The 23,948-nt window shown below is 65.4% G+C and carries 26 protein-coding genes; 7 read left to right on the forward strand and 19 right to left on the reverse strand.

The window, feature by feature from the left end:
- Nucleotides 1–211 precede the first annotated feature (211 nt).
- Together arfA and LU671_RS26180 are read left to right on the forward strand one after the other, a co-directional pair.
- Complete coding sequence (arfA, locus tag LU671_RS26175; protein WP_028690395.1) at nt 212–376, forward strand: alternative ribosome rescue factor ArfA; 165 nt, start codon at nt 212–214, stop codon at nt 374–376.
- A gap of 61 nt (nt 377–437) precedes the next feature.
- Nucleotides 438–1,751, forward strand: a complete 1,314-nt coding sequence (locus tag LU671_RS26180; RefSeq protein ID WP_232857385.1) for a lytic murein transglycosylase — start codon at nt 438–440, stop codon at nt 1,749–1,751.
- A 120-nt stretch (nt 1,752–1,871) separates the two neighbouring features.
- Here the strand turns inward: LU671_RS26180 and LU671_RS26185 are convergent, their stop codons facing one another.
- The 13 genes from LU671_RS26185 to LU671_RS26245 all read right to left on the reverse strand — a co-directional run bounded on the left by LU671_RS26185 (nt 1,872) and on the right by LU671_RS26245 (nt 14,332).
- Nucleotides 1,872–2,810 carry a S66 peptidase family protein gene (locus LU671_RS26185; RefSeq protein ID WP_232857386.1) on the reverse strand — a complete coding sequence of 313 codons (939 nt, stop codon included), beginning with the start codon at nt 2,808–2,810 and terminating at the stop codon, nt 1,872–1,874.
- Nucleotides 2,811–2,912: 102 nt separating this feature from the next.
- Entirely contained in the window at nt 2,913–3,929 is a 1,017-nt protein-coding gene (lipA, locus tag LU671_RS26190; protein WP_028690392.1) for a lipoyl synthase, read from the reverse strand.
- Between the two features lie 2 nt (nt 3,930–3,931).
- Entirely contained in the window at nt 3,932–4,579 is a 648-nt protein-coding gene (gene lipB, locus LU671_RS26195; RefSeq protein ID WP_203648160.1) for a lipoyl(octanoyl) transferase LipB, read from the reverse strand.
- Entirely contained in the window at nt 4,579–4,854 is a 276-nt protein-coding gene (locus tag LU671_RS26200) for a DUF493 domain-containing protein (protein ID WP_011535839.1), read from the reverse strand. Before LU671_RS26200 ends, lipB begins: the two co-directional genes overlap by 1 nt.
- A gap of 73 nt (nt 4,855–4,927) precedes the next feature.
- On the reverse strand, nt 4,928–6,088 hold the full coding sequence (locus LU671_RS26205) for a D-alanyl-D-alanine carboxypeptidase family protein (RefSeq protein WP_203648161.1): 1,161 nt from the start codon (nt 6,086–6,088) through the stop codon (nt 4,928–4,930).
- A 273-nt stretch (nt 6,089–6,361) separates the two neighbouring features.
- Entirely contained in the window at nt 6,362–7,360 is a 999-nt protein-coding gene (locus tag LU671_RS26210) for a septal ring lytic transglycosylase RlpA family protein (RefSeq protein ID WP_203648162.1), read from the reverse strand.
- Nucleotides 7,361–8,371: a lytic murein transglycosylase B gene (gene mltB / locus LU671_RS26215; protein ID WP_203648163.1), complete on the reverse strand. Its 1,011-nt coding sequence runs from the start codon at nt 8,369–8,371 to the stop codon at nt 7,361–7,363.
- Between the two features lie 17 nt (nt 8,372–8,388).
- Complete coding sequence (rodA, locus tag LU671_RS26220) at nt 8,389–9,492, reverse strand: rod shape-determining protein RodA (protein ID WP_203652712.1); 1,104 nt, start codon at nt 9,490–9,492, stop codon at nt 8,389–8,391.
- 38 nt (nt 9,493–9,530) lie between these two features.
- Nucleotides 9,531–11,429, reverse strand: coding sequence for a penicillin-binding protein 2 (gene mrdA / locus LU671_RS26225; RefSeq protein ID WP_203648164.1), 1,899 nt, complete (start codon nt 11,427–11,429; stop codon nt 9,531–9,533).
- A gap of 17 nt (nt 11,430–11,446) precedes the next feature.
- The gene (gene rlmH, locus LU671_RS26230) at nt 11,447–11,914 is read right to left on the reverse strand and encodes a 23S rRNA (pseudouridine(1915)-N(3))-methyltransferase RlmH (protein WP_023631106.1); all 468 of its coding nucleotides are present in this window, start codon (nt 11,912–11,914) and stop codon (nt 11,447–11,449) included.
- 9 nt (nt 11,915–11,923) lie between these two features.
- Nucleotides 11,924–12,355, reverse strand: a complete 432-nt coding sequence (rsfS, locus tag LU671_RS26235) for a ribosome silencing factor (RefSeq protein WP_203648165.1) — start codon at nt 12,353–12,355, stop codon at nt 11,924–11,926.
- Between the two features lie 44 nt (nt 12,356–12,399).
- Nucleotides 12,400–13,059 (reverse strand): nicotinate-nucleotide adenylyltransferase, encoded by a 660-nt coding sequence (gene nadD / locus LU671_RS26240; RefSeq protein ID WP_203648166.1) that lies wholly within the window; start codon nt 13,057–13,059, stop codon nt 12,400–12,402.
- Nucleotide 13,060: 1 nt separating this feature from the next.
- On the reverse strand, nt 13,061–14,332 hold the full coding sequence (locus LU671_RS26245; protein WP_203648167.1) for a glutamate-5-semialdehyde dehydrogenase: 1,272 nt from the start codon (nt 14,330–14,332) through the stop codon (nt 13,061–13,063).
- A gap of 305 nt (nt 14,333–14,637) precedes the next feature.
- On the opposite strand from LU671_RS26245, the gene LU671_RS26250 reads away from it, so the two are divergent.
- Nucleotides 14,638–15,330 carry a DNA-3-methyladenine glycosylase gene (locus LU671_RS26250; RefSeq protein WP_232857387.1) on the forward strand — a complete coding sequence of 231 codons (693 nt, stop codon included), beginning with the start codon at nt 14,638–14,640 and terminating at the stop codon, nt 15,328–15,330.
- Nucleotides 15,331–15,333: 3 nt separating this feature from the next.
- Nucleotides 15,334–16,650 (forward strand): bifunctional DedA family/phosphatase PAP2 family protein, encoded by a 1,317-nt coding sequence (locus tag LU671_RS26255; RefSeq protein WP_232857388.1) that lies wholly within the window; start codon nt 15,334–15,336, stop codon nt 16,648–16,650.
- 167 nt (nt 16,651–16,817) lie between these two features.
- Here LU671_RS26255 and LU671_RS26260 read toward each other — a convergent pair whose 3' ends face one another.
- From LU671_RS26260 to LU671_RS26270, 3 genes are read right to left on the reverse strand one after another with little or no spacing between them, the layout of a single operon-like run.
- The gene (locus LU671_RS26260; protein WP_203648170.1) at nt 16,818–17,408 is read right to left on the reverse strand and encodes an LON peptidase substrate-binding domain-containing protein; all 591 of its coding nucleotides are present in this window, start codon (nt 17,406–17,408) and stop codon (nt 16,818–16,820) included.
- A gap of 9 nt (nt 17,409–17,417) precedes the next feature.
- Nucleotides 17,418–18,134, reverse strand: coding sequence for an LrgB family protein (locus LU671_RS26265; RefSeq protein WP_203648171.1), 717 nt, complete (start codon nt 18,132–18,134; stop codon nt 17,418–17,420).
- Nucleotides 18,131–18,493: a CidA/LrgA family protein gene (locus tag LU671_RS26270; protein ID WP_203648172.1), complete on the reverse strand. Its 363-nt coding sequence runs from the start codon at nt 18,491–18,493 to the stop codon at nt 18,131–18,133. Before LU671_RS26270 ends, LU671_RS26265 begins: the two co-directional genes overlap by 4 nt.
- 151 nt (nt 18,494–18,644) lie before the next feature.
- Between LU671_RS26270 and LU671_RS26275 the strand changes: the two genes are divergently transcribed.
- The 3 genes from LU671_RS26275 to LU671_RS26285 all read left to right on the forward strand — a co-directional run bounded on the left by LU671_RS26275 (nt 18,645) and on the right by LU671_RS26285 (nt 21,594).
- Entirely contained in the window at nt 18,645–19,100 is a 456-nt protein-coding gene (locus tag LU671_RS26275) for a MaoC family dehydratase (RefSeq protein ID WP_110737952.1), read from the forward strand.
- Between the two features lie 88 nt (nt 19,101–19,188).
- Nucleotides 19,189–20,922 carry a C13 family peptidase gene (locus LU671_RS26280; protein ID WP_232857389.1) on the forward strand — a complete coding sequence of 578 codons (1,734 nt, stop codon included), beginning with the start codon at nt 19,189–19,191 and terminating at the stop codon, nt 20,920–20,922.
- A 27-nt stretch (nt 20,923–20,949) separates the two neighbouring features.
- On the forward strand, nt 20,950–21,594 hold the full coding sequence (locus tag LU671_RS26285) for an oxidoreductase (RefSeq protein WP_028690375.1): 645 nt from the start codon (nt 20,950–20,952) through the stop codon (nt 21,592–21,594).
- A gap of 90 nt (nt 21,595–21,684) precedes the next feature.
- Here LU671_RS26285 and LU671_RS26290 read toward each other — a convergent pair whose 3' ends face one another.
- The 3 genes from LU671_RS26290 to mpl are packed head-to-tail and all read right to left on the reverse strand — an operon-like array spanning nt 21,685 to nt 23,944.
- The gene (locus LU671_RS26290) at nt 21,685–21,972 is read right to left on the reverse strand and encodes a YceK/YidQ family lipoprotein (protein ID WP_203648173.1); all 288 of its coding nucleotides are present in this window, start codon (nt 21,970–21,972) and stop codon (nt 21,685–21,687) included.
- A complete protein-coding gene (ubiX, locus tag LU671_RS26295; RefSeq protein ID WP_198744903.1) occupies nt 21,969–22,598 on the reverse strand; it encodes a flavin prenyltransferase UbiX in 630 nt (209 codons plus the stop codon). Before ubiX ends, LU671_RS26290 begins: the two co-directional genes overlap by 4 nt.
- A complete protein-coding gene (gene mpl, locus LU671_RS26300; RefSeq protein WP_232857390.1) occupies nt 22,595–23,944 on the reverse strand; it encodes a UDP-N-acetylmuramate:L-alanyl-gamma-D-glutamyl-meso-diaminopimelate ligase in 1,350 nt (449 codons plus the stop codon). Before mpl ends, ubiX begins: the two co-directional genes overlap by 4 nt.
- Nucleotides 23,945–23,948: the final 4 nt, after the last annotated feature.

The raw sequence follows: 23,948 nt of genomic DNA on the forward strand, positions 1-23,948 counted from the left end.
CCAGTAGCCATGGAGGAAAAGCTCAAGGCAGCGGCATAAACCTTAACCGGTGTCCAAAATTACTTGACCAGTTCAAGCCCGCTCCCACAAAGATGTCGTGGGAGCGGGCTTGACCCGCGATCAGGCCCGCCGCCATAAACACAATCAATTGGCTCAGGTAGCGCTACAGGCCTAAAGTGCGCGCGCCATCCACCCAGACCGGGAACCCACCATGAGCAAGAAACCGAAAAAGCACGGCCCCAACAAGGCCAAGTCCATCGTCGCCCAACCGCTGTTCCGCTGCCGCCAGGAACGACCGGAAAAAGGCAAAGGCAGCTACCGCCGCGAAGCCTTCCAATCGAGAGATTGGGAGGCTTCCTGCTTTATGGCGGCATGAAAGGCATGAAATGCGCAGGCATGGTATGGTCGGCACCTGACCTGCAATTCTGGATCTGTGCATGCCCTCTCGTCTCACTCTCCGCTGGCAACCCCGCCAGCTGATCGCGGCCACAAGCTTCATCCTGCTCGTCGCCTGCGCCGAGAAACCCACCGCCGCCGACGCCCTGCCGCTGGCGCCCGCCCAGCCCGCCCCCGTCGCCACCCAGCCCGGCACCGCGCCCGAGGCCAACGGTGAAATCCAGCCCCTGCAGACCTTCGCCCAATGGCAGGCCGGCTTCCGCCAACAAGCCCTGCAAGCCGGTATCAGTGCCAGCCTGTTCGACCGCGCCTTCCTCGGCGTCACCCCGGACATGGACGTGATCAAGGCCGACCGTAGCCAACCCGAGTTCACCCGCCCGGTGTGGGAGTACCTGGACGGCGCCCTGTCGCCGCTACGCGTGCGCAACGGCAAGAAACTGCTCGAGCAGAACGCCGATCTGCTGACCCGCATCGAACAACGCTACGGTGTCGATCGCCAGGTTCTGGTCTCGGTATGGGGCATGGAAAGCAACTTCGGCCAGTTCCAGGGCAGCAAGTCGGTGATCCGCTCACTGGCCACCCTGGCCTATGAGGGCCGGCGTCCGCAGTTCGCCCAGGACCAGCTGATCGCCGCCCTGCAGATCCTGCAGAACGGCGATATCCAGCCCGATGCGATGCGTGGCTCCTGGGCTGGCGCCATGGGCCAGACCCAGTTCATCCCGACCACCTACCTGACCCACGCCGTGGACTTCGACGGTGACGGCCGTCGCGACATCTGGAACAGCACCGCCGACGCCCTGGCCTCCACCGCGCACTACCTGCAGGCGTCCGGCTGGAAACGTGGCCAACCCTGGGGCTTCGAGGTGCAGGTGCCCGCCGGCTTCGACTACTGGCTGGCCGATGGCAGCCAGCGCAAGAGCGTCAACGAGTGGCTGCAGCTGGGCGTGAAACTGCCGGCCGGCACCACCCTGCCAACCGGCAGCGACCAGCTGCCCGCCGCCCTGTTGCTGCCCGCAGGTGCCAAGGGGCCAGCATTCCTGGTACTGGACAACTTCCGCGCCATCCTCAAGTACAACAATTCGTCGTCCTACGCGCTGGCGGTGAGCCTGCTGGGGGATCGTTTCTCCGGATGGGGGTTCATTGCCGGCAGCTGGCCGAAAGAGGACCTGCCGCTGAGCCGCAGCGAGCGAATCGAGTTGCAGACCTTGCTCAATGCCAACGGGCATGAAGCAGGCAATCCGGATGGGATCATCGGCGCCAATACCCGCAAGGCAATCCGCAATGCGCAGCAGGCCCAGGGTTGGCCGGCGGATGGTTATCCGACCCACAAGCTGCTTGATAGCCTGCGCCGCTAGAGAGCGCAGGGGGGCGCTTTGCGCCCCTTTCGCGGCACAAGGCCGCTCCTACAGGCGATTGCAATCCCCTGTAGGAGCGGCCTTGTGCCGCGAAAGGGCTGCAAAGCAGCCCCGGCGATCTCAACCCCTGAACAGATCCTGCAACAGCACCAGACTCTGCTCTTCAGCATCCAGTCGCACACTTGCCCCCATCGGCAAGCACACATTCGGATCACAGTGCCCACTGCGCCACCCGGCCAGCACCGGCACCCCGAGCGGGCCGAAGATGTCCAGCAGCAGCGGCGTCATCGCCGCCACCGTGATCCCGGCAAAGTCCCCCACCAGCACCCCTCGCACCTCTTCCAGCTTGCCGGCCAGGCGCAGTTGGGTCAGCAGTCGGTCGACACGGTAGAGCGGCTCGTTGACGTCCTCGATGAACAGGATGCTGTCCCGGGTGTCGACTTCCGCCAGCGTCCCCAGCGTGGAGCCGAGCAGCGACAGGTTGCCGCCAACCAGACGCCCGCTGGCAATCCCGGGCACCACGCTGGTGAGCGGGAACTCGACAGGGTGGTCAATCACATCACCCGCCCCCAACCGCCCCCGTAGCTGTCCGAACAGTGAGCTGACGGTGGGCTCGAGCTTGCCCCCCAGCAGGTCGGCATTGAGCATTGCACCATGGAAGGCCAGCATCCCGGCATGTCGGTTGAGCGCCGAATGCAGGGCGGTGATGTCGCTGTAACCCACCAGCGGCTTGGGATGGCGTCGGATCAGTTCGAAGTCGATGCGGTCCAGCAGGCGCATGCTGCCGTAACCGCCGCGCATGCACAGGATGGCGTCGATGTCCGGGGCGCTGAATGCATCGTGCAGGTCACGCAGGCGTTGCTCGTCGCTGCCGGCAAGGTAACCGTCCGCCTGCAGCACCCCAGGGTAGATGCGGCACTGCTGGCCACGGCTTTCGAACCACTGACGGGCCTTGTCGGTGTCCAGCCGCGCCGGCCCGGCCGGGGCGACGATGGCGAAACGGGCGTTGTCAGGCAAGGCCTTGGGCAACAGGTATTCAGCAGTTTCCAGGCAATTCATCGCGCCACTCCTTGCAGCTTGTCGCTTGAAACAGATCGCTCAAAAACAAAAATGCCGATGCCGCCTTCCGGCGCGCATCGGCATGTCCCGCTCAAGCCCGGTTCAGAGCTTGATCTTGGCTTCGTGGGCCTGCTGGTCGGCGTGGTACGACGAGCGCACCAGCGGGCCGGAGGCGACGTTCTTGAAGCCCATCTTGTAACCTTCCTCGGCGAACCAGGCGAAGGTGTCCGGGTGCACGAAGCGCTGTACCGGCAGGTGGTTGCGCGACGGCTGCAGGTACTGGCCGAGGGTCAGCATGTCGATGTCATGCTCGCGCATGCGGTGCATGACCTCGATCACCTCGTCGTCGGTCTCGCCCAGGCCCAGCATCAGGCCGGACTTGGTCGGCACATGCGGGACCATCTGCTTGAACTTCTGCAGCAGGTCCAGCGACCAGTCGTAGTCCGAGCCCGGACGCGCGGCCTTGTACAGGCGCGGCACGGTCTCGAGGTTGTGGTTGAACACGTCCGGCGGCGTCTGTGCGGTGATTTCCAGCGCCACGTCCATGCGCCCGCGGTAGTCCGGCACCAGGGTCTCCAGCTGGACGCCCGGCGAGAGCGCGCGGATTTCGCGGATGCAATCGGCGAAGTGCTGGGCACCGCCGTCACGCAGGTCATCGCGGTCCACCGAGGTGATCACCACGTACTTCAGGCGCAGGTCGGCGATGGCGATGGCCAGGTTCTTCGGCTCGTCCAGGTCCAGAGGCTTCGGACGGCCGTGGCCGACGTCGCAGAACGGGCAGCGACGGGTGCAGATGTCGCCCATGATCATGAAGGTCGCGGTGCCGCCGGAGAAGCACTCGCCCAGGTTCGGGCAGGAGGCCTCTTCGCACACGCTGTGCAGTTTGTGCTTGCGCAGCAGTTGCTTGATGCGGTCGACCTCCGGCGAAACCGGGATGCGCACGCGAATCCAGTCAGGCTTTTTCGGCAGTTCTTCGGTGGGGATGATCTTCACCGGGATGCGCGCCACCTTCTCGGCGCCGCGCAGCTTCACGCCGGCCTCGACTTTCTTCGGCGCAGGGCGCGGGGTCACGTCTTGCGTGGGGATCAGGTTCGGCACGGCTTCTTGCACAGTTGTCATAATCAGTCGATTCCGCCCGTCAGGGTCGTCTGCTCAGCATAGTCGAGGTGCCTGACCAGCTGTCCGCGCAGCCTTGTCCTGACCTCGTCAAGTTCGATCGGGCCTGCCAGGTCGCGCAGCTGGGTCATGGCCAGCCCCGCATACCCACAGGGGTTGATTCGGCGGAATGGCGCAAGGTCCATGTCCACGTTCAGGGCAAGGCCGTGGAAGGAACGACCGTTGCGGATTCGAAGGCCAAGGGACGCGATCTTCGCGCCATCGACGTAGACGCCCGGGGCATCGGGCTTGGCCACCGCCTGCACGCCGTAGCTGGCGAGCAGGTCGATGAGCGTCTGCTCGATGCGACTGACCAGCTCGCGCACGCCGATGCTCAGGCGCCGCACATCCAGCAGCAGGTAGGCCACCAGTTGGCCGGGGCCGTGATAAGTGACCTGGCCACCGCGATCGGTCTGTACCACCGGGATCTCCCCCGGGATCAGCAGGTGCTCGGCCTTGCCGGCCTGGCCCTGGGTGAAGACCGGCGGGTGCTCGACCAGCCAGACTTCGTCCTGGCTGTCCGGGCCGCGGTGCTCGGTAAAGCGGCGCATGGCCTGCAGCACCGGTTCATAGGGCTGCAGGCCAAGATCGCGAATACCGAGCACGCCGGACATCACAGCACCATTTTCACGATGCCGGTGGCACGCAGGGCACTGTTGATGTCGTGCAGCTGGTTTTCGCTCTCGGCAACGATATGCAGTTGCACCGTGGTGTACTTGCCTTCCTTGCTCTGGCGCTCGGCCAGGGTCGACAGGTCGACCTTGGCGTGCTTGCTGAGGATCTCGATCACGGTGTCGCGGAAACCGACAACGGTGTCACCGATCACCTTGATCGGGTAGTCCTCGCAGGGGAATTCGATCTTGTGCGACTTGACGTCTTCTTCGCTCATGGCGGAAACGGCCTCGTAAGCCGTGGCAGCAACATCGCCCCCGCCTGGTTCACGGGGGCGCGCTGGTCACGTATCAGTTGAACAAACCGTAGAAGAACAGGCGGATGCTATCCCACATACGGCCGAAGAAACCAGCTTCCTCCACGCCGTCAAGGGCGATGAGGTCGGCGCTGTGAACCACTTTCTCGTCCAGTTTGACTTCCACTTTGCCGATCACGTCACCTTTGGCGATCGGAGCGGTCAGTTGCGGGTTCATGGTCATCGAAGCCTGAAGGCGCTTCAATTGGCCTTTAGGCATGGTCATGGTCAGGTCGTTGGCCAGGCCGGCTTTCACCTGGTTGGTCGCGCCTTTCCATACCTGGGCCTGGGTCAGCTCGGTGCCTTTCTGGTAGAAGGTCTGGGTTTCGAAGAAGCGGAAACCGTAGGTCAGCAGCTTCTGGGTCTCGGCGGCGCGGGACTGCTCGCTGTTGGTGCCGAACACCACGGCGATCAGGCGCTGGCCGTCACGCACGGCCGAGGCGACCATGCAGTAGCCGGCTTCGTCGGTGTGGCCGGTCTTCAGGCCATCGACGGTCTTGTCGCGCCACAGCAGCAGGTTACGGTTCGGCTGCTTGATGTTGTTCCAGAAGAACTCTTTCTGCGAGTAGATGGCGTAGTGCGCCGGATCTTCGTTGATGATCGCGCGTGCCAGCAGGGCCATGTCGTGGGCCGAGGAGTAGTGCTCGGGGTTCGGCAGGCCGGTCGGGTTCATGAAGTGGCTGTTGGCCATGCCCAGGTCGGTGGCGGTCTTGTTCATCATGTCGGCGAAAGCGTCTTCGCTGCCGGCGATGTGCTCGGACAGGGCGACCGAGGCGTCGTTGCCGGACTGGATGATGATGCCGTGCAGCAGGTCGCTGACGGTGACCTGGCTGCCGACCTTGATGAACATGCGCGAACCACCGGTGCGCCAGGCGTTCTCGCTGACGGTGACCGGGTCGTTCTCGCCGATCTGGCCGCGACGGATGTCCAAGGTGGCGATGTAGGCGGTCATCAGCTTGGTCAGGCTGGCCGGCGGCAGGCGCTCGTCACCGTTGTTCTCGACCAGCACGTTGCCGCTGGACGCGTCCATGAGTACGTAGGACTTGGCGGCCAGTTGCGGTGGTGCCGGCATCATCTGCTCCGCTGCGAAGGCAGCAGGCATGATCATCAGCAGAACGGGCAGGCAAAGTCGTTTGGCAAGGTTGGTGATGTTCATCCGTCTCTCGTAAATCGCTAATGGTCTGATGTTCCGTGGGCAAGTTCGTTTGCCCAGCGCCCCGTCAGTCTAGTTTTATGGCCGGTGGCCTGGCCCGACAGTGCGACGTAATGCCGCTGCGGGCAAAAGCGGGCATTGTACATGTCATTGCCCGGCAATTCATGAACAAACCGACAGATCGGTGTGCTCTGCTTCGCGGGTGAACCCGCTCCCACAGGATCTGTGCAAAACCCTGTGGGAGCGGGTTTACCCGCGAAAGGTCCGACGCGTACGTCAGTCGGTCACGACCTTCGCCTGACCGAGGTTCGCCAGGCGAATGCTGTCCTGCGCCTGCTGGATCTCGCCCTGGCTGTTGATCGGCCCCAGGCGCACCCGGTGCAGGGTCTGCTGGTTACGCACCACGGAGCTGATGAACACCGGCGCGCTGACCATGGTGCTCAGCTTCGAGCGCAGCAGCTCGGCGGCATCCGGGTTGGCGAATGCGCCCACCTGCAGGATGCTGCCGCCACTTGCGTTCGGCACATTGTTGCCGCCCACCTGCACCGGCACCACCGGCGCCGCGTGCTGCTGCGGTGGCGGGGTCCACTGCTCGACCCGGCCGGTGCTCGCGGCAATCGGCTGGGCCTGGGCCACCTGCGGTTCCTTGAGCACCATCGGCGGCTGCTGGCCACGCTGGGCCCACCATTGCTGCGGGTCGATCCCTTCGACGCGCACGTGCGCGGTGCCGGTCTCGGCATAGCCGAGCTTCTTCGCCGCGGCGTAGGACAGGTCGATGATACGGTCGGAATAGAACGGGCCACGGTCATTGACCCGCAGGATCACACTGCGGCCGTTGGCCAGGTTGGTCACTCGCACATAGGCCGGCAGGGGCAGGGTCTTGTGCGCCGCGCTCATGCCGTACAGGTCGTACAGCTCGCCGTTGGCGGTGTTCTGGCCGTGGAACTTGGTGCCATACCACGACGCGGTGCCTTCGGCGCGGTAGTTGCGCGAGTCCTGCATCGGGTAGTAGGTCTTGCCCAGCACCGTGTAGGGGTTGGCCTTGTAGTTGCCAGTGTGCACGGTCGGCGTGGCGTCGGGGATCTTGTTGACGTCCACGTCCCACCAGGGCGCGCCGTCCTTGTGCGCACGATTGATGTCCAGGCCCGGCTGCGCGCGCACGGTGTTGCCGCTCTGCGGGGTGGAGGGCCGGCTCGACGAGCAGCTGGCCAGCACCAGGCCGACAGCGACGCAGGTGAGCAGTTTTGCGGTATTGACGGTGAAAAATTCGCGCATTTACTTGACGCCCCGTGCCAGAACCAGCTGTTCGGAAAGCTGATGCACCGCCATGGCATACATCACGCTGCGGTTGTAGCGAGTGATCGCGTAGAAGTTTTTCAGGCCCATCCAGTACTCGGGGCCATCGGCGCCTTCCAGGCGGAAGGCGGTGACCGGCAGATCATCGCGCAGCGCATCATGACCCGACCAGCCCAGCGCCCGCAACTGCGCGACCGTCCTGGTCGGCTCGATGCCGGTGGTCAGGCCTTCGTCGACCCGTGCGCCGGCCACGCTGGCGCGGCTGACCACAGGTTCCCCGGGTACCCAGCCATGACGCTTGAAGTAGCTGGCGACGCTGCCGATGGCATCGTCCGGGTTGTTCCAGATATTGATGTGGCCGTCGCCGTCGAAGTCCACGGCATAAGCGCGGAAGCTGCTCGGCATGAACTGCGGCAGGCCCATGGCGCCGGCATAGGAGCCCTTGAGCGTGAGCGGATCAAGCTGCTCCTCGCGGGCCAGCAGAAGGAACTCGCGCAGCTCCTTGCGGAAGAATTCGGCCCGTGGCGGGTAGTCGAAACCGAGCGTGGACAGGGCATCGATGACCCGGTAGTTGCCGGTGTTGCGACCGAAGAAGGTTTCCACGCCGATGATCGCGACGATGTACTGCGCCGGCACGCCGTATTCCTGTTCGGCGCGGGCCAGCACGGCCTCGTGCTGGCGCCAGAAGTCCACACCGCGGGCGATGCGCGCGTCGGTGATGAACATCGGGCGGTATTCCTTCCACGGCTTGACCCGCTCGGCCGGCCGCGATATCGCATCGAGGATCGCCTGCTTGCGCTGCACCTCGCGGAACACGCCCATCAGTTGCTCGCCGGCGAAGCCGTAGTCGCGAGTCATCTCGCCAACGAACTCGGCCACCTGGGGCGAGCCGTCGTAGTCACCGGCATTGGCCTGCTGGATTGCGCCGAGCAGCCCCACTGCGCCGAAGAACGGCGCCAGGCGGGCAGCCCAGCCACGCACTGCTTGCATGAAATTCTTCACCTTTTTCAAACCTGTGCAATCCATTTACGGTGCGTATGGATCGACATCAGAACGCCAAACGCTGACAGCAGCGTCACCAACGAAGTTCCGCCATAGCTGATGAAGGGCAGCGGCACGCCCACCACGGGCAGTAGGCCGCTGACCATACCGATATTGACGAACACATAAACAAAGAAGGTCATGGTCAGGCTGCCCGCGAGCAGCTTGCCGAACAGGGTCTGGGCCTGGGCGGTGATCATCAGCCCGCGGCCGATCAGCAGGATGTAGATCAGCAGCAGCAGGCAGATGCCGACCAGGCCGAACTCCTCGCCGAGCACGGCGATGATGAAGTCGGTGTGGCTTTCCGGCAGGAAGTCCAGGTGCGACTGGGTGCCCAGCAGCCAGCCCTTGCCGAACACCCCGCCCGAACCGATCGCCGCCTTGGACTGGATGATGTTCCAGCCGGTGCCCAGCGGGTCGCTTTCCGGGTCGAGGAAGGTCAGTACGCGCTGCTTCTGGTAGTCGTGCATGACAAAGAACCACATCGCCACCGCCACCGGCACCGCCGCGGCGATCACGCTGACGATCCAGCGCCAGCGCAGCCCGCCCATGAACAGCACGAAGGCGCCCGAGGCGAGGATCAGCAAGGCCGTGCCCAGGTCAGGCTGGCGCACGATGAGGATGAACGGCACGCCGATCAGGACCAGGCTGATCGCCACATGCTTGAGCTGCGGCGGCAACGTGCGCTTGGCCAGGTACCAGGCGATGGTCGCCGGCATGATGATCTTCATGAATTCCGAGGGCTGGAAACGGATCACCCCGGGAATGTTGATCCAGCGCGTCGCGCCCATGGCGTTGTGGCCCATGACGTCCACCACGATCAGCAGGAACACCCCGGCCAGGTAGGCCAGCGGCACCCAGCGCGCCATGAAGCGCGGTTCGAGCTGGGCGATGATGAACATCGACACCAGGCCGATGCCGAAGGAACTGGCCTGCTTCATCAGCAGGTCCCAGTTCTTGCCGCTGGCCGAATAGAGCACGAACAGGCTGCCGGCGGCGAGCGTCAGCAGGATGAGCAGCAAGGGGCCGTCGATGTGGATGCGCTGCAGGAAGCTGGCGCGCCTGCGCATCACGTCCTCGCTGGAGAGCATGCGGTCGAAGTTGTTCTTCACGGGGCCGATTCCTGGGCGACTGTGGCGGGGGCGAACTCGGGCTTGAGCCGGCCGTTCTCGTCAAGCAGCCAGGCATCCATGACCTGGCGCACCACGGGGGCGGCGACGCCGGAACCGGACTCACCGTTCTCGACCATCACCGAAACCACGATCCTCGGATCGTCGGCCGGGGCGAAGGCGACGAACAAGGCGTGGTCGCGGTGGCGTTCCTGGAGTTTGTTACGGTCGTACTTCTCACCCTGCTTGATCGCCACCACCTGGGCCGTGCCGCTCTTGCCTGCGATGCGGTACTGCGAGCCGATGGCGGCCTTGCGGGCGGTGCCGCGGGCGCCGTGCATCACCTGCTCCATGCCATGAGTGACCCTGGCCCAGTCAGACTTGTCGCGCAGGACGATGTTTTCCATGGGGTTCTCGTCCACCGGAGGCTGGCCTTCGATGGTCTTGGCCAGGTGTGGACGGTTCCACACGCCTTTGTTGGCAATCAGCGCGGTGGCCTGGGCCAACTGCAGCGGCGTGGTCTGCATATAGCCCTGGCCGATGCCAAGGATCAGGGTTTCGCCGGGGAACCAGGCCTGACGGCGGGTGGCGCGCTTCCACTCACGGGACGGCATCAATCCGGGCGACTCTTCGAACATGTCCAGGGCGACCTTCTGCCCGATACCGAACTTGTTCATGTAGCTGGACAGCCGATCGATTCCCATCTTGTGCGCAAGATCGTAGAAGTACGTGTCGTTTGACCGCATGATCGCCACATCCAGGTCAACCCAGCCATCGCCGGTGCGGTTCCAGTTGCGGTATTTGTGATCGTAGTTGGGCAGTTGGTAGTAACCCGGGTCGAACACCCGGCTGCCTGCCGTCACCACGCCACTGTCGAGCCCGGCAATCGCCACTGCCGGCTTGATGGTCGAGCCAGGCGGATAAAGACCGCGCAGCACACGGTTGAACAGCGGCCGGTCGATCGAGTCGCGCAGTTCGGCGTAGGCCTTGAAGCCGATACCGGTGACGAACAGGTTGGGGTCGAAGCTCGGCTGGCTGACCATCGCCAGCACCTCGCCGGTGCGCGGGTCAAGGGCGACGATGGCGCCACGGCGCCCGCCCAGCGCCTGCTCGGCGGCTTCCTGCAGCTTGATATCCAAGCTCAGCACGATGTCCTTGCCCGGCTTCGGGTCGGTGCGCTTGAGCACTCGCAGCACGCGGCCACGGGCGTTGGTCTCGACTTCCTCGTACCCCACCTGGCCATGCAGCTCGTCTTCGTAGAAGCGCTCGATGCCAGTCTTGCCGATGTGGTGGGTGCCGCTGTAATTCACCGGGTCGAGGCTCTTGAGTTCCTTCTCGTTGATCCGCCCGACGTAGCCCACCGAATGGGCGAAATGCGCGCCCTGGGGGTAGTGGCGAACCAGCTGCGCCGCTACCTCCACGCCGGGCAGGCGGAACTGGTTGACCGCGATGCGGGCAATCTGCTCTTCGTTGAGCTCGAACAGGATCGGCACCGGCTCGAATGGCCGGCGCCCCTGCTTCATGCGCTTCTCGAACAGGGCACGGTCGTCGGGAGTGAGCTCGAGCACCTCGACGATCACATCCAGCACGTCCTGCCACTTGCCGGCATTGCCGGCGCGTTCGCGGGTCATCACCAGGCTGAAGCTGGGGCGGTTGTCCGCCACCACCACGCCGTTGCGGTCGAAGATCAGCCCACGGGTCGGCGGGATCGGCTGCACATGCACCCGGTTGTTCTCCGACAGCGTCGAGTGATAGTCGTACTGGATGACCTGCAGGTAATACAGCCGGGCGATCAGCACGCAGACGAGCAGCACCACCGCCACGGCGCCCACGACGACGCGGTTGCGCACCAGGCGGGCGTCTTTTTCGTGGTCCTTGAGGCGAATCTGCTGCGGCATCGGAGAGGCTTACAGGTTCATTTGTGGTAGGGATGCCCGGACAGCACGGTCCAGGCGCGGTAGATCTGCTCGCCGATGAGTATCCTTACCAACGGGTGCGGCAACGTCAGCGGCGACAGCGACCAGCGCTGTTCGCTGCGCGCGCAGACTTCCGGCGCCAGCCCTTCCGGGCCGCCCACCATCAGGTTGACCGTACGCGCGTCCAGGCGCCAACGGTCCAACTCGCCCGCCAATTGCTCGGTGCTCCAGGGCTTGCCATGGACCTCGAGGGTGACGATGCGTTCCCCAGGCTGCACCTTGCTCAGCATCGCCTCGCCCTCCTGACGGATCAGGCGGGCGACATCGGCGTTCTTGCCGCGGGTGTTAAGCGGGATTTCCACCAGCTCCAGCGCAAGCTCCGGGGGCAGGCGCTTGGCATACTCATGCCAGCCTTCCTCGACCCACTTGGGCATGCGCGAGCCGACCGCGATCAGACGCAGACGCACGGCGCTTCCTTATTCCCGGTCTTTGAGCTTGTCGGTGAAGTAATCGCTGGCGTTTTCCGGGCTGTGGTGCTTGGCATCGGCGGCACGGCTCTGCTCGGCACCCAGCCACAGGCGCTCCAGGTCGTAGAACTGGCGGGCAGCGGCGGTCATCATGTGCACGATGACGTCGTTCAGGTCCAGCAGGACCCAGTCGCTGTCGCCCTTGCCTTCTTCACCCAGGGGTTGCGCACCCTCTTTCTTCACCGCTTCACGGACCTTTTCCAGCATCGCGTTGATCTGGCGATTGGAGGTACCGGTGGCAATGATCATGTAGTCGGTCAGGCTGTGCTTTTCGCGCACGTCGATGACCTGGATGTCCTGGGCCTTGACGTCTTCCAGGGCGCTGATGGTCAGTTTGACCAGCTCTTCGCCACTGATGCCATTGATTTTCTGCTTGGTCATATAAAACTCGTTCAACTCATTGATTGAGGCGCCAGCGGGCGCCGTCAGTTGGACACACGATACAGGTCGTGTGCCTCGATATAGGCCAGTACTGCGTCCGGCACCAGGAACCGCACCGACTTGCCGCTGGCCAGCAGCTGCCGGATTTGCGTGGCGGACACCGCGAGCGGGGTCTGCCAGACGAACGAAATGTGCCCCGCCGGGCCGGACATGGCGGTGGGATCGCTCTCCGAGCGCGCCGCCAACAGGTTGCGCAACTCGTCAGGGGGTTCGACATCGGCATCCGGGCGCTGCAGCACCAGGATGTGACAGTGTTGCAGCAGCTCTTCCCAGCGATGCCAGCTGGGCAGGCCGCAGAACGCGTCCCAGCCCAGCACCAGGAACAGCTGGTCGTGCACGTTCAATTCAGAGCGGATCGATTCGAGCGTGTCGATGGTGTACGACGGTTTGTCGCGGGCCAGTTCACGGGCATCGACACTCAGGCAATCAACCCCGGCCACCGCGCCGCGCACCATGGCCAACCGATCCTGGGCCGACACCAGCGGCGTGTCGCGGTGCGGCGGGCGGGCGTTAGGCAGCAGGCGCAGCTCGTCCAGGCGCATGAACTCGGCCACTTCCAGCGCGCTGCGCAGGTGACCGATATGCACCGGGTCGAAGGTACCGCCGAGAATGCCGATACGCCGGACTGCCACAGCGTTGCTCAACTCAGCACGACTCCTGGCCGCGCAGCTGGCCGTCGCCGATCACCACGTACTTCTCGCAGGTCAGGCCTTCCAGGCCGACCGGGCCGCGGGCGTGCAGCTTGTCGGTGGAGATGCCGATTTCCGCGCCCAGGCCGTACTCGAAGCCATCGGCGAAGCAGGTCGGGGTGTTGAGCATGACCGACGCCGAGTCTACCTCGGCGATGAAACGCCGGGACTGGCCCTGGTGCTCGGTAATGATCGAGTCGGTGTGGTGCGAGCCGTAGTGGTTGATGTGTTCGATGGCCTGCTCCAGGCCGTCGACGACGCGGATCGACAGGATCGCGTCAAGGTATTCGGTGTGCCAGTCGTCTTCACTGGCCGGCTTGGCGTCGATGATCGCCCGGGTGCGCTCGCAGCCGCGCAGCTCGACGCCCTTGTCGTGGAATCGGCGGGCCATTTCCGGCAGGAAGCGCTCGGCCACGGCCTGGTCCACCAACAGGGTTTCCATGGCGCCACAGATGCCGTAGCGGTAGGTCTTGGCGTTGAAGGCCACGCGCCATGCCTTGTCCAGGTCGGCATGGGCATCGACGAAGACATGGCAGATGCCGTCCAGATGCTTGATTACCGGTACCCGGGCGTCGCGACTGATGCGCTCGATCAGGCCACGGCCGCCACGCGGGACAATCACATCGACGAATTCCGGCATGCTGATCAGCGCGCCCACGGCCTCGCGGTCGGTGGTCTCGACCACTTGCACCACCGCCGGCGGCAGGCCGGCCTCGGCCAGGCCGCGCTGGATGCAGGCGGCGATGGCGCGGTTGGAGTGGATGGCCTCGGAGCCGCCGCGCAGGATGGTGGCGTTGCCCGACTTCAGGCACAGGCTGGCGGCGTCGATGGTCACGTTGGGGCGCGACTCGTAGATGATGCCAATGACACCCAGCGGCACGCGCATCTTGCCGACCTGGATGCCCGACGGGCGGTAGCTCATGTCGCGGATGGCACCGACCGGATCCGCCAGGCTGGCCACCTGGCGCAGGCCGGTGATCATGCCGTCGATGCGCGCCGGGGTGAGTGCCAGGCGGTCGAGCAGCGCCGGCTCCAGGCCGTTCTTGCGACCGTTGGCCAGGTCCTGTTCGTTGGCTGCGGTGAGCGCGTCGCGAGCCGCGTCGAGGGCGTCGGCGGCGGCCTGCAGGGCGCGGTTCTTCTGCGCGGTGCTGGCACGGCCGATCACCCGCGAGGCCTCACGGGCGGCGCGACCCAGGCGGGTCATGTAGTCAAGAACGGACTCGGTCATGGGTTCGGTGTCTTGGCAAAGGGGAAATCGGCTGATTATAACTGGAGCGCTCGGGTACGCCCAGCGGCGGGTGGCGGATGGTCGAAAATGGTGGGGGGAATGTGTTGGAAAGATGTAACGACCCGTATCAGCATTTCCTGCGCCTGATCCGGCCCTTTCGCGGGTAAACCCGCTCCCACAGGCTCTGCGCATAACCTGTGGGAGCGGGTTTACCCGCGAAAGGGCCAATCACCGACTTGGCGATTCAGCCTCGATTAAGCCATTCATTGCTATCATCGCCGCCTCCATAGCCACGAACCGCGCGTATGTCCGTCCCAGCCCCCTGCCCGGCCCGGGCCTTGCCCGACAGCTTCTTCGACCGCGACGCCCAGACCCTCGCCCGCGACCTGCTGGGCAAGGTCATCCGCCATCGCCACGGCGATCTCTGGCTGGCAGCGCGGATCATCGAGACCGAGGCCTACTACCTCACCGACAAGGGCAGCCACGCCTCCCTGGGCTTCACCGAGAAGCGCAAGGCGCTGTTCCTCGATGGCGGGCACATCTACATGTATTACGCCCGTGGCGGCGATTCACTGAACTTCAGCGCCCAGGGCCCGGGCAACGCGGTGCTGATCAAGTCCGCCTACCCTTGGACCGACGCCATCTCAGACGCCAACAGCCTGGCCCGGATGCAGCTGAACAATCCCGACGCCAGCGGCAACCTGCGCCCGCCCGAGCGCCTGTGCAACGGCCAGACCCTGCTGTGCCGGGCCCTGGGCCTGAAGGTGCCGCATTGGGACGCCCGGCGCTTCGACCCCGAGCGCCTGTATGTCGAAGACTGCGACATACAGGTGCCAAAGGTGATCCAGACCACCCGCCTGGGCATCCCCCACGGTCGCGACGAACACCTGCCCTACCGCTTCGTCGATGCCGACTACGCGCGCTTCTGCAGCCGAAACCCGCTGCGCCGCGGCCAGGTCGAAGGCAAAGACTTCTTCATGCTCGAACAAGGAAACTGAACCATGGGCCAATGGCTGGACAGCCTGACCACCTGGCTTGGCGCCAATCCGCAGTGGCTCGGCCTGGCGATCTTCATCGTCGCCTGCGTCGAATGCCTGGCGATCGCCGGCATCATCGTGCCCGGCACCGTGCTGCTGTTCGCCGTCGCCGTGCTGGCCGGCAGCGGCGCCTTCAGCCTCGGCGAGACGCTGTTGCTGGGCTTCCTCGGCGGGATGCTGGGCGATGCGATCTCCTACGGCATCGGCAAGTACTTCCACCAGAACATCCGCCGCCTGCCGCTGCTACGCAGCCACCCGCAGTGGATCGGCAGCGCCGAGGCGTACTTCCAGCGCTACGGCATTGCCAGCCTGCTGGTCGGCCGCTTCATTGGCCCGCTGCGACCGATGCTGCCGATGGTCGCCGGCATGTTCGACATGCCGCTGCCACGCTTCATCGCCGTGAGCCTGGTGGCCGGCGCCGGCTGGTCGGTAGCCTACCTGCTGCCCGGCTGGGCCACCGGCGCGGCCATGCGCCTGCCACTGCCGGAAGGGTTCTGGCTGGACGCCGGGATCGTCGTCGGCACCCTGGCAGTGCTCATCGGCCTGAGCTTGAGCACCAGCATTCGCGACCAGCGCCACGGCACCCGGCTGATCGCCGCCCTCAGCGGCCTGGCCGTGGCCGCGCTGTTCATCGGCTGGCCATACCTGAGCGAGTTCGACCAGGGCGTGATGACCCTGGTTCAGGAACACCGCAGCCAGGCCATCGACGGCGCCGTGGTGCTGATCACCCGCCTGGGCGACTTCCGCACCCAGTTCTTCCTGGGCGGCCTGCTCACCGGCTTGCTGCTGCTGGCCCGGCAATGGCGTCACGCCTTGTTCGCCGGCACCGCGCTGATCGGCACGGCCTTGGCCAACGGTACACTGAAATGGCTGTTCGCCCGCGCCCGCCCCGAGGTGCTGGTCGATCCGCTGACCAGCTACAGCATGCCCAGCGGCCACAGCTCGGCGTCGTTCGCCTTCTTCCTGGTGCTGGCGGTGCTGGCCGGACGCGGGCAGCCGCCGCGCATGCGCCTGACCTGGGTCATGCTGGGCTGCCTGCCGGCGCTGGCGATCGCCTTGTCGCGGGTGTACCTGGGCGCGCACTGGCCAACCGATATCCTCGCCGGGGCACTGCTGGCGTGCTGCGTGTGCGCGGCGAGCCTGACCCTGGTGCAGCATCGCCAGCCGCTGGTGGCGCTGGCGCAACGGGTGTGGTGGCTGGTGCTGCCGGCATGCGTCGCGTTGCTGGCGTTCTTTGCCCTGCACGCGCTGCCAAAGGCGTTGTTGCGCTACCAGTATTGATACAGTCGCAAGTCCCTGTAGGAGCGGCCTTGTGCCGCGAAAGGGCGGCGAAGCGGCCCCGGGATTTCAGCGCTAAAGCAAAAATCGCCGGGGCCGCGTTGCGCCCCTTTCGCGGCACAAGGCCGCTCCTACAGGGATCGCATGGGCCGCTGGGCGGGCAATCCTGATCAGGCGAACAACTCGCCCTGGATCCGCTCGAGCAACGCCTGGATCGCCTCCAGCCTGAGCTGCGGCGAATCGATGGCCAGCAGGCCGAGCTTATCCTCTTCCATGAACGGCAGCAGGTACGCCAGCTGGTTGCCCAGCGACTGGCGCCCGTCCACGTCGCGCGGCATGTCCAGCGCTTCGACCATCGGGTGCTCGCCCAACGCCAGCAGCAGGGCCAGGAGGTCGTCGTCCTGCTCCAGCAACGGGCTGTCCGCCAGGTCCGGCAGCCATTGCACCTCGGCGAGCATCAGCTGGTCCTTCTGCACCTCGGTCCGCTCGACGCGAAACCGCCGCACGCCCTCGACACGGATGCCCAGCAGGCCGTTGTCCTGCTGCACGAAATCGCGGATCAACGCCTCGCAGCCGAGCGAGGCCACCACTGGCGGCGCCTTGCCCACCTGTTCGCCTTCAAGGATGCACACCACGCCGAAACCGGCGCCCTGCTTCATGCAGCGGCCGATCATGTCCAGGTAGCGCGCCTCGAAGATCTGCAGGTCGAGCAGGCAACCGGGGAACAGCACGGTATTGAGGGGAAACAGCGGTAACGTCATCTCGATTCCTCAAGCCACCAGGCTGACCGCCAACGGCAGGAACACCGCCGTGGCCACCCCCATCAGGCTCATCGCCAGCGCGGCGAAGGCGCCGCATTCGTCACTTTCCTGCAAGGCCACCGAGGTACCCACCGCGTGGGCGGTCACCCCCAGCGCCATGCCTCGCGCCTCCGGGCTGAGCACGCCGCAGCGGGTCAACAGCGCCGGGCCGAAGATCGCGCCGATCACCCCGGTGATCAGCACGAACACCGCGGCCAGGGCCGCCACCCCGCCGATCTGCTCGGCCACCAGCATGGCGATCGGCGAAGTGACCGACTTCGGCGCCATGGTCATCAGGATCATGTGTTCGGCACCGAACCACCACCCCAGCGCCAGGCACGCCACGGTGGCGAACAGGCCTCCGACTACCAGCGTAGTAAATGTCGGCCAGAACAGCTGCCGAATACGCCGCAGGTTGAGGTAGAGCGGCACCGCCAGGGCCACGGTAGCCGGCCCCAGGAGGATGTTCATGATCTCGGTGCTCTTGCGGTACTCGGCGTAGTCGATGCCGCAGGCCAGGAGGATGCCGATCACCACCAGCATCGACACCAGCACCGGCTGCAGGAAGATCCAGCGGGTCCTCTCATAGCCCGCCAGCACCAGCTGGTAGGCGGCCAGGGTGATGCCGATGCCGAACAACGGATGGTGGATGACCGCCTCGAGCGCGCCGTGCCAGTCGAGGATCATGGCTGCTCCTCGCGCCTGCCCTGACGCTGGATCAACTTCTGCATCAGCACGCCGACGAACACCAGGGTCAGCAGGCAGGAAATCAGCAGGGCCCCGACGATGGCCCAGAAGTCGGCGGCGATGTCCCTGGCATAGACCATCACCCCCACCGCCGGCGGCACCAGCAGCAGCGGCAGGTAGCGCAACAGGCTGCCGGCGGCCTCGTTGAGTGGCTGGCCGACCTCGCCACGGATCATCAGGAAGGCCATCAGCAGCAACAGGCCGATGATGGGCCCGGGCAGGATGGGCAGCAACAGGTGGTTGATCGCCGTTCCCAGCAACTGGAACAGCACCAGCCAGGTCAAACCACGCAACAGCATATGGACCTCCCTCAGAGCATGGCGACCATTATAAGCACGCTAAGCAACTGCCTATAAGGCGATATTCGGCGAAAAGCGGGCAACTTGACTGAAACGGTTCGCCGTGCTGATCTTGCACACTCGTACCAAATGACAATCTGGAGATGTCGCGATGCCCTATGTACCCGTTACAGAGCTTTCGCAGTACGTTGGCAAGGAACTGGGACGTTCCGCCTGGCTGAAGATCGATCAGCAACGCATCAACCTGTTCGCCGAGGCCACCGGCGATTTCCAGTTCATCCATGTCGACCCGGTCAAAGCGGCCAAGACCCCGTTCGGCACCACCATCGCCCATGGTTTTCTCACCCTGTCGTTGATTCCCAAACTGATGGAAGACATCCTCGTGCTGCCCGAAGGGCTGAAGATGGTGGTCAACTACGGCCTGGACAGCGTGCGCTTCATCCAGCCGGTGAAGGTCGACAGCCAGGTACGACTGAAGGTCGACCTGACCGACGCCACCGAGAAGAAACCGGGGCAATGGCTGCTCAAGGCCACCGTCACCCTCGAGATCGAAGGCGAAGAAAAACCCGCCTACATCGCCGAACCGCTGTCGCTCTGCTTCGTCTGAGCCGCCCCAGGGGTCGCCACGCGGCCCCGATTCACGCACCTGCGCATTCTGCGGCATACTCGGCGCATCGATTGTCCCGGAACCCGCCATGCGCCGCCTGCTCCCCCTGACCCTGATCCTGCTGCTCGCCGCCTGCGGCGAAGGCGAACCACTGTCGCCCCCGGACGCCCGGCTGCCCGACGGCGGCCGCTACCGCGGCCAGGTGGTTGACGGCCTGCTGCAAGGCGAGGGGCGCATCGACTATCCCAACGGCAGCTGGTACGCCGGCACCTTCAAGGACGGCCAGTGGCATGGCCAGGGCGAATGGCACGGCAGCAACGGCGAGGTCTATCGCGGCCAATTCAGCGAAGGCCTGTTCCAGGGCCTGGGCGACCTGACCACCCCCGGCAGCCATTATGCCGGCACCTTCAAGCATGGCCGCCGCGATGGCGAGGGCACGCTCAAACAAAACGACCAGACCTACCGCGGCCAGTTCAAGGACGACCAGTACGAAGGTGCCGGCCAGCTCGAACTGGCCGACGGCAGCCGCTACCAGGGCCTGTTCGCCAAGGGCAAGCCCAACGGCGCCGGGGTGCGCAGCGACGCCAGCGGCAACCAGTTCGGCGGCCACTTCATCGACGGCCAGCTGCAAGGCGCCGGCACCTACGACAGCGCCGACGGCGAGCAGTACATCGGCGAGTTCAAGGACAACCGCCTCGAAGGCCGGGGTCGCTACGAGAGCGCCGACGGCGATGTCTGGATCGGCGACTTCAAGGATGGGTCGCTGGTCGGCCAGGGCGAACTGCTGGGCAGCGACGGCAGCCGCTACAAGGGTGGTTTTCGCGACTGGCGCTTCGCCGGCAGCGGCACCTTGCAACTGGCCGACGGCAGCCAGTATGTCGGCGGTTTTGCCGACGACGCCTACCATGGTCGTGGCAAGCTGACCCACCCGGACGGACGGGTCGAGAGCGGCACCTGGGTCAACGGCGTGCGGGTGCGCGATACCCAGGGCAAGCTGCTGCCCGACCCGCTGGACCTGGCCCTGCTCAACCAGGGCAAACTACTGGCCGATGCACTGGCCAAGGTGCCTGCGTCGGTACCGCCTGTGCAGCTGTACAGCCTGGTGGTGGCCGGTGACGGCCAGCAAAGCGTGTTCCTGCGTGAGGCCGACTATGTCAGCAACATGCTCAAGGTGCGCTTCGGCGCCCACGGCCAGGTGACCCTGGTCAATCATCGCGACCATCTGGCCGACCGCCCCATGGCCACACGCGAGAACATCACCCGTGCCGCCCGTACCCTGGCCGAGCGCAGCGGCCCGGAGGACCTGGTGTTCATCTACTTGACCAGCCACGGCAGCCATGACCACCAACTGGTGCTCGACCAGCCGCGCCTGCAACTGGCCGACCTGTCCGCCGACGAACTGGCCAGCGCCCTGACACCACTGAAGGACCGCGACAAGGTGATCGTCATCTCCGCCTGTTATTCCGGTGGCTATATCGCCCCGCTCAAGGACGACCGCACCCTGGTCATGACCGCCGCGCGCCCCGACCGGGTGTCGTTCGGCTGCTCGGAAGAGGCCGACTTCACCTACTTCGGCGACGCCCTGTTCGCCCAGGCGCTGAACCAGACCGACGACCTGAAACAGGCGTTTGAACTGGCGCGGCAAAGCGTTGCCGAAAGAGAACGAAGGGAGGGCTTCGAAGCCTCGGAGCCACAGCTCTGGGCGCCGCCGCCAGTGATCAGCCACTGGCAGCGCCTGCGCCACCAACAGGCCGAGCAAGCCCTGCGCAATGAAGCCCAGCCAGCTTCGGGGGAACAGGCAAAAAAACCTGGCGCCCACTAAGCTGTGTAGTAACGAGGGAGAGACACCATGTACCTGACGCCTCAACATGTCCTGCTTGCCGGTGCCACGGGTCTGACGGGTGAACACCTGCTCGACCGCCTGCTCAACGAGCCCACCATCAGCCGCGTGCTGGCACCGACCCGCCGCCCCCTGGCCGAGCATCCGCACCTGGAAAACCCGGTGGGCGATCCGGCCGTGTTTCTCCCGCAACTGGCCGGTCGTGTCGATATCGCCTTCTGCTGCCTGGGCACCACGCTCAAGCAGGCGGGCTCGGAAAACGCCTTCCGCGCCGTCGACCTGGACATGGTCGTGGCCTTCAGCAAGCGTGCCCGCGAGATGGGCGCCCGTCACCTGCTGGTGATCAGCGCGCTGGGCGCCGATCCGAAATCGTCGGTCTTCTACAACCGGGTCAAGGGCGAGATGGAAGAGGCGCTCAAGCAGCAGGACTGGCCGCAGTTGACCATCGTGCGGCCTTCGTTACTGCTGGGCGAGCGGATCGAGCCGCGCCTGGGTGAACGGATGGCGGCGCCCTTCGCCCGCCTGATACCGGGCAAGTACCGGGGCATCGAGGCCTGCACCCTGGCCCGGGCGCTGTGGCGCCTGGCGCTGGAAGAGGAAGACGGGATTCGGGTGGTCGAGTCGGACGAGTTGCGAAAACTCGGCAAGAAATAGCGTTGACCTGTTATGCCCTTTCGCGGGTAAACCCGCTCCCACAGGTTGTGCACAAGCCCTGTGGGAGCGGGTTTACCCGCGAAAGGGCCGCTACAGACCGCCCGTGGCGTTGAAACCCACCCCCGCCGCAGTCAACAACGACAGCGGCAGCAACAAGGTATCCAGCAACGCGCTCCCCGGCAGGTCCAGCCCCGGATAAGCCGGCGCTTCGGCGCCAAAGCGGTCCTCGGGGCAACAACCGCCATTGATCACGTACAAGTCCAGGCGCGTTCCGGCATACACCACCGGCGCCCCCGGCTTGTTGGCATCGAGGGTGCGCACCGTGGCGCAGCCGCCGAGCTCGGCCAGTATCACCAGCCCCGCCAACACCCGCTTCAATCATCGACCCCGTAATGATGCTCGCCCCAGCGCGGCAGCATGTCCTGCGGGATGTTCAGCAGGTTGAGGATGCGCGCCACGACGAAATCGACCAGGTCGTCGATGCTCTGCGGCTGGTGATAGAACCCCGGTGCCGCCGGCAGGATCACCGCGCCCATCTGCGACAGCTTGAGCATGTTCTCCAGGTGGATGGTGGAGAACGGCGCCTCGCGCGGCACCAGGATCAGTTGCCGACGTTCCTTGAGGGTCACGTCGGCGGCGCGCTCGATCAGGTTGTTGCAGGCACCCGTGGCGATCGCCGACAGGGTGCCGGTGGAACAGGGCACCACCACCATCGCCGCCGGCGCGCCGGAGCCCGAGGCCACCGGCGACATCCAGTCCTCCTTGCCGTACACGCGGATCTGCCCGTCGGCCGCGCCGGTGTACTCGGTGAGGAACGCCTGCATGGCCTGGGGCTTGGCCGGCAGCAGCACGTCGGTCTCGGTGGCCATCACCAACTGCGCGGCCTTGGAGATGAGGAAGTGCACCTCGCGGTCCTCGCGCACCAGGCAATCGAGCAGACGCAGGCCATACTGCGCCCCGGAGGCGCCGGTCATGGCCAGGGTGATGCGTTCCGGCCCGCTCACTTCAGCGCCTCGGCCAGCTTGCCGTGCAGGCCGCCGAAGCCGCCGTTGCTCATGATCACCACATGGGTGCCCGGGCGGGCCTGGCCCTTGATGCGCTCGATGATGGCTTCGAGGCTGTCGGCCACCACGCTCGGCACCTTGCACTGCGCGGCGGTGCCCGCCAGGTCCCAGCCCAGGTTGGGCGGCGCGTACCAGATCACCTGGTCGGCGTCGTTGACGCTTTCCGGCAGGCCATCGCGGTGGGCGCCAAGCTTCATGGAGTTGGAGCGCGGCTCGATCACCGCAATCACCGGCGCCTCGCCAACGCGCTTGCGCAGGCCATCGAGGGTGGTGGCAATGGCAGTCGGGTGGTGGGCGAAGTCATCGTAGATGGTCACGCCTTGAACTTCGGCGACCTTCTCCATACGCCGTTTGACGCTCTTGAACGCGCTCAGGCCCTCGATGCCCATGGCCGGGGCCACACCCACATGGCGGGCGGCCGCCAGGGTGGCCAGGGCGTTGGCAACGTTGTGCTGGCCAGTCAAGGCCCAGTCCACCACGCCTTGCGCCTCGTCCTCGAACAGCACTTCGAAGCGCGAACCGTCGGCGCTGAGCAGGCGCGCCTGCCACTGGCCACCAGCTCCGGTGGTCTGCACCGGGGTCCAGCAGCCCATGCCGATCACTCGCTCCAGCGCCTGCTCGGTGGTCGGGTGGATGACCAGGCCTTCGCTCGGGATGGTGCGCACCAGGTGGTGGAACTGCCGCTCGATGGACGCCAGGTCCGGGAAGATGTCCGCGTGATCGAACTCGAGGTTGTTGAGGATCGCGGTGCGCGGGTGGTAGTGCACGAACTTTGAGCGCTTGTCGAAGAAGGCGCTGTCGTATTCGTCGGCCTCGACCACGAAGAACGGTGTGCCGCCCAGGCGCGCCGACACCGAGAAGTTCTGCGGCACGCCGCCGATCAGGAAGCCCGGGCTCATGCCGGCATGCTCCAGGACCCAGGCCAGCATGCTGCTGGTGGTGGTCTTGCCATGGGTACCGGCCACGGCCAGCACCCAGCGGCCCTGCAGCACATGGTCGGCCAGCCACTGCGGGCCGGACACATAGGGCAGGCCCTTGTTCAGCACGTACTCCACCGCCGGGTTGCCCCGCGACATGGCGTTGCCGATCACCACCAGGTCAGGTGCCGGCTCCAGCTGGGCCGGGTCGTAGCCCTGGGTCAGCTCGATGCCCTGGGCCTCGAGCTGGGTGCTCATCGGGGGATAGACGTTGGCATCGGAGCCGGTGACGCGGTGGCCCAGTTCCTTGGCCAGCACCGCCAGCGAACCCATGAAAGTGCCGCAAATACCGAGAATATGAATGTGCATGATC

Source organism: Pseudomonas sp. NMI760_13 (assembly GCF_021283245.1).
Lineage (GTDB): Bacteria > Pseudomonadota > Gammaproteobacteria > Pseudomonadales > Pseudomonadaceae > Aquipseudomonas > Aquipseudomonas peradeniyensis.

Bases quoted from the DNA above. Each gene is read 5' to 3' on its own strand.
- arfA (WP_028690395.1), top strand. From the start codon at position 212: ATGAGCAAGAAACCGAAAAAGCACGGCCCCAACAAGGCCAAGTCCATC.
- LU671_RS26180 (WP_232857385.1), top strand. From the start codon at position 438: ATGCCCTCTCGTCTCACTCTCCGCTGGCAACCCCGCCAGCTGATCGCG.
- LU671_RS26185 (WP_232857386.1), bottom strand. From the start codon at position 2,810: ATGAATTGCCTGGAAACTGCTGAATACCTGTTGCCCAAGGCCTTGCCT.
- lipA (WP_028690392.1), bottom strand. From the start codon at position 3,929: ATGACAACTGTGCAAGAAGCCGTGCCGAACCTGATCCCCACGCAAGAC.
- lipB (WP_203648160.1), bottom strand. From the start codon at position 4,579: ATGTCCGGCGTGCTCGGTATTCGCGATCTTGGCCTGCAGCCCTATGAA.
- LU671_RS26200 (WP_011535839.1), bottom strand. From the start codon at position 4,854: ATGAGCGAAGAAGACGTCAAGTCGCACAAGATCGAATTCCCCTGCGAG.
- LU671_RS26205 (WP_203648161.1), bottom strand. From the start codon at position 6,088: ATGAACATCACCAACCTTGCCAAACGACTTTGCCTGCCCGTTCTGCTG.
- LU671_RS26210 (WP_203648162.1), bottom strand. From the start codon at position 7,360: ATGCGCGAATTTTTCACCGTCAATACCGCAAAACTGCTCACCTGCGTC.
- mltB (WP_203648163.1), bottom strand. From the start codon at position 8,371: ATGCAAGCAGTGCGTGGCTGGGCTGCCCGCCTGGCGCCGTTCTTCGGC.
- rodA (WP_203652712.1), bottom strand. From the start codon at position 9,492: ATGCGCAGGCGCGCCAGCTTCCTGCAGCGCATCCACATCGACGGCCCC.
- mrdA (WP_203648164.1), bottom strand. From the start codon at position 11,429: ATGCCGCAGCAGATTCGCCTCAAGGACCACGAAAAAGACGCCCGCCTG.
- rsfS (WP_203648165.1), bottom strand. From the start codon at position 12,355: ATGACCAAGCAGAAAATCAATGGCATCAGTGGCGAAGAGCTGGTCAAA.
- LU671_RS26245 (WP_203648167.1), bottom strand. From the start codon at position 14,332: ATGACCGAGTCCGTTCTTGACTACATGACCCGCCTGGGTCGCGCCGCC.
- LU671_RS26250 (WP_232857387.1), top strand. From the start codon at position 14,638: ATGTCCGTCCCAGCCCCCTGCCCGGCCCGGGCCTTGCCCGACAGCTTC.
- LU671_RS26255 (WP_232857388.1), top strand. From the start codon at position 15,334: ATGGGCCAATGGCTGGACAGCCTGACCACCTGGCTTGGCGCCAATCCG.
- LU671_RS26260 (WP_203648170.1), bottom strand. From the start codon at position 17,408: ATGACGTTACCGCTGTTTCCCCTCAATACCGTGCTGTTCCCCGGTTGC.
- LU671_RS26265 (WP_203648171.1), bottom strand. From the start codon at position 18,134: ATGATCCTCGACTGGCACGGCGCGCTCGAGGCGGTCATCCACCATCCG.
- LU671_RS26270 (WP_203648172.1), bottom strand. From the start codon at position 18,493: ATGCTGTTGCGTGGTTTGACCTGGCTGGTGCTGTTCCAGTTGCTGGGA.
- LU671_RS26275 (WP_110737952.1), top strand. From the start codon at position 18,645: ATGCCCTATGTACCCGTTACAGAGCTTTCGCAGTACGTTGGCAAGGAA.
- LU671_RS26280 (WP_232857389.1), top strand. From the start codon at position 19,189: ATGCGCCGCCTGCTCCCCCTGACCCTGATCCTGCTGCTCGCCGCCTGC.
- LU671_RS26285 (WP_028690375.1), top strand. From the start codon at position 20,950: ATGTACCTGACGCCTCAACATGTCCTGCTTGCCGGTGCCACGGGTCTG.
- mpl (WP_232857390.1), bottom strand. From the start codon at position 23,944: ATGCACATTCATATTCTCGGTATTTGCGGCACTTTCATGGGTTCGCTG.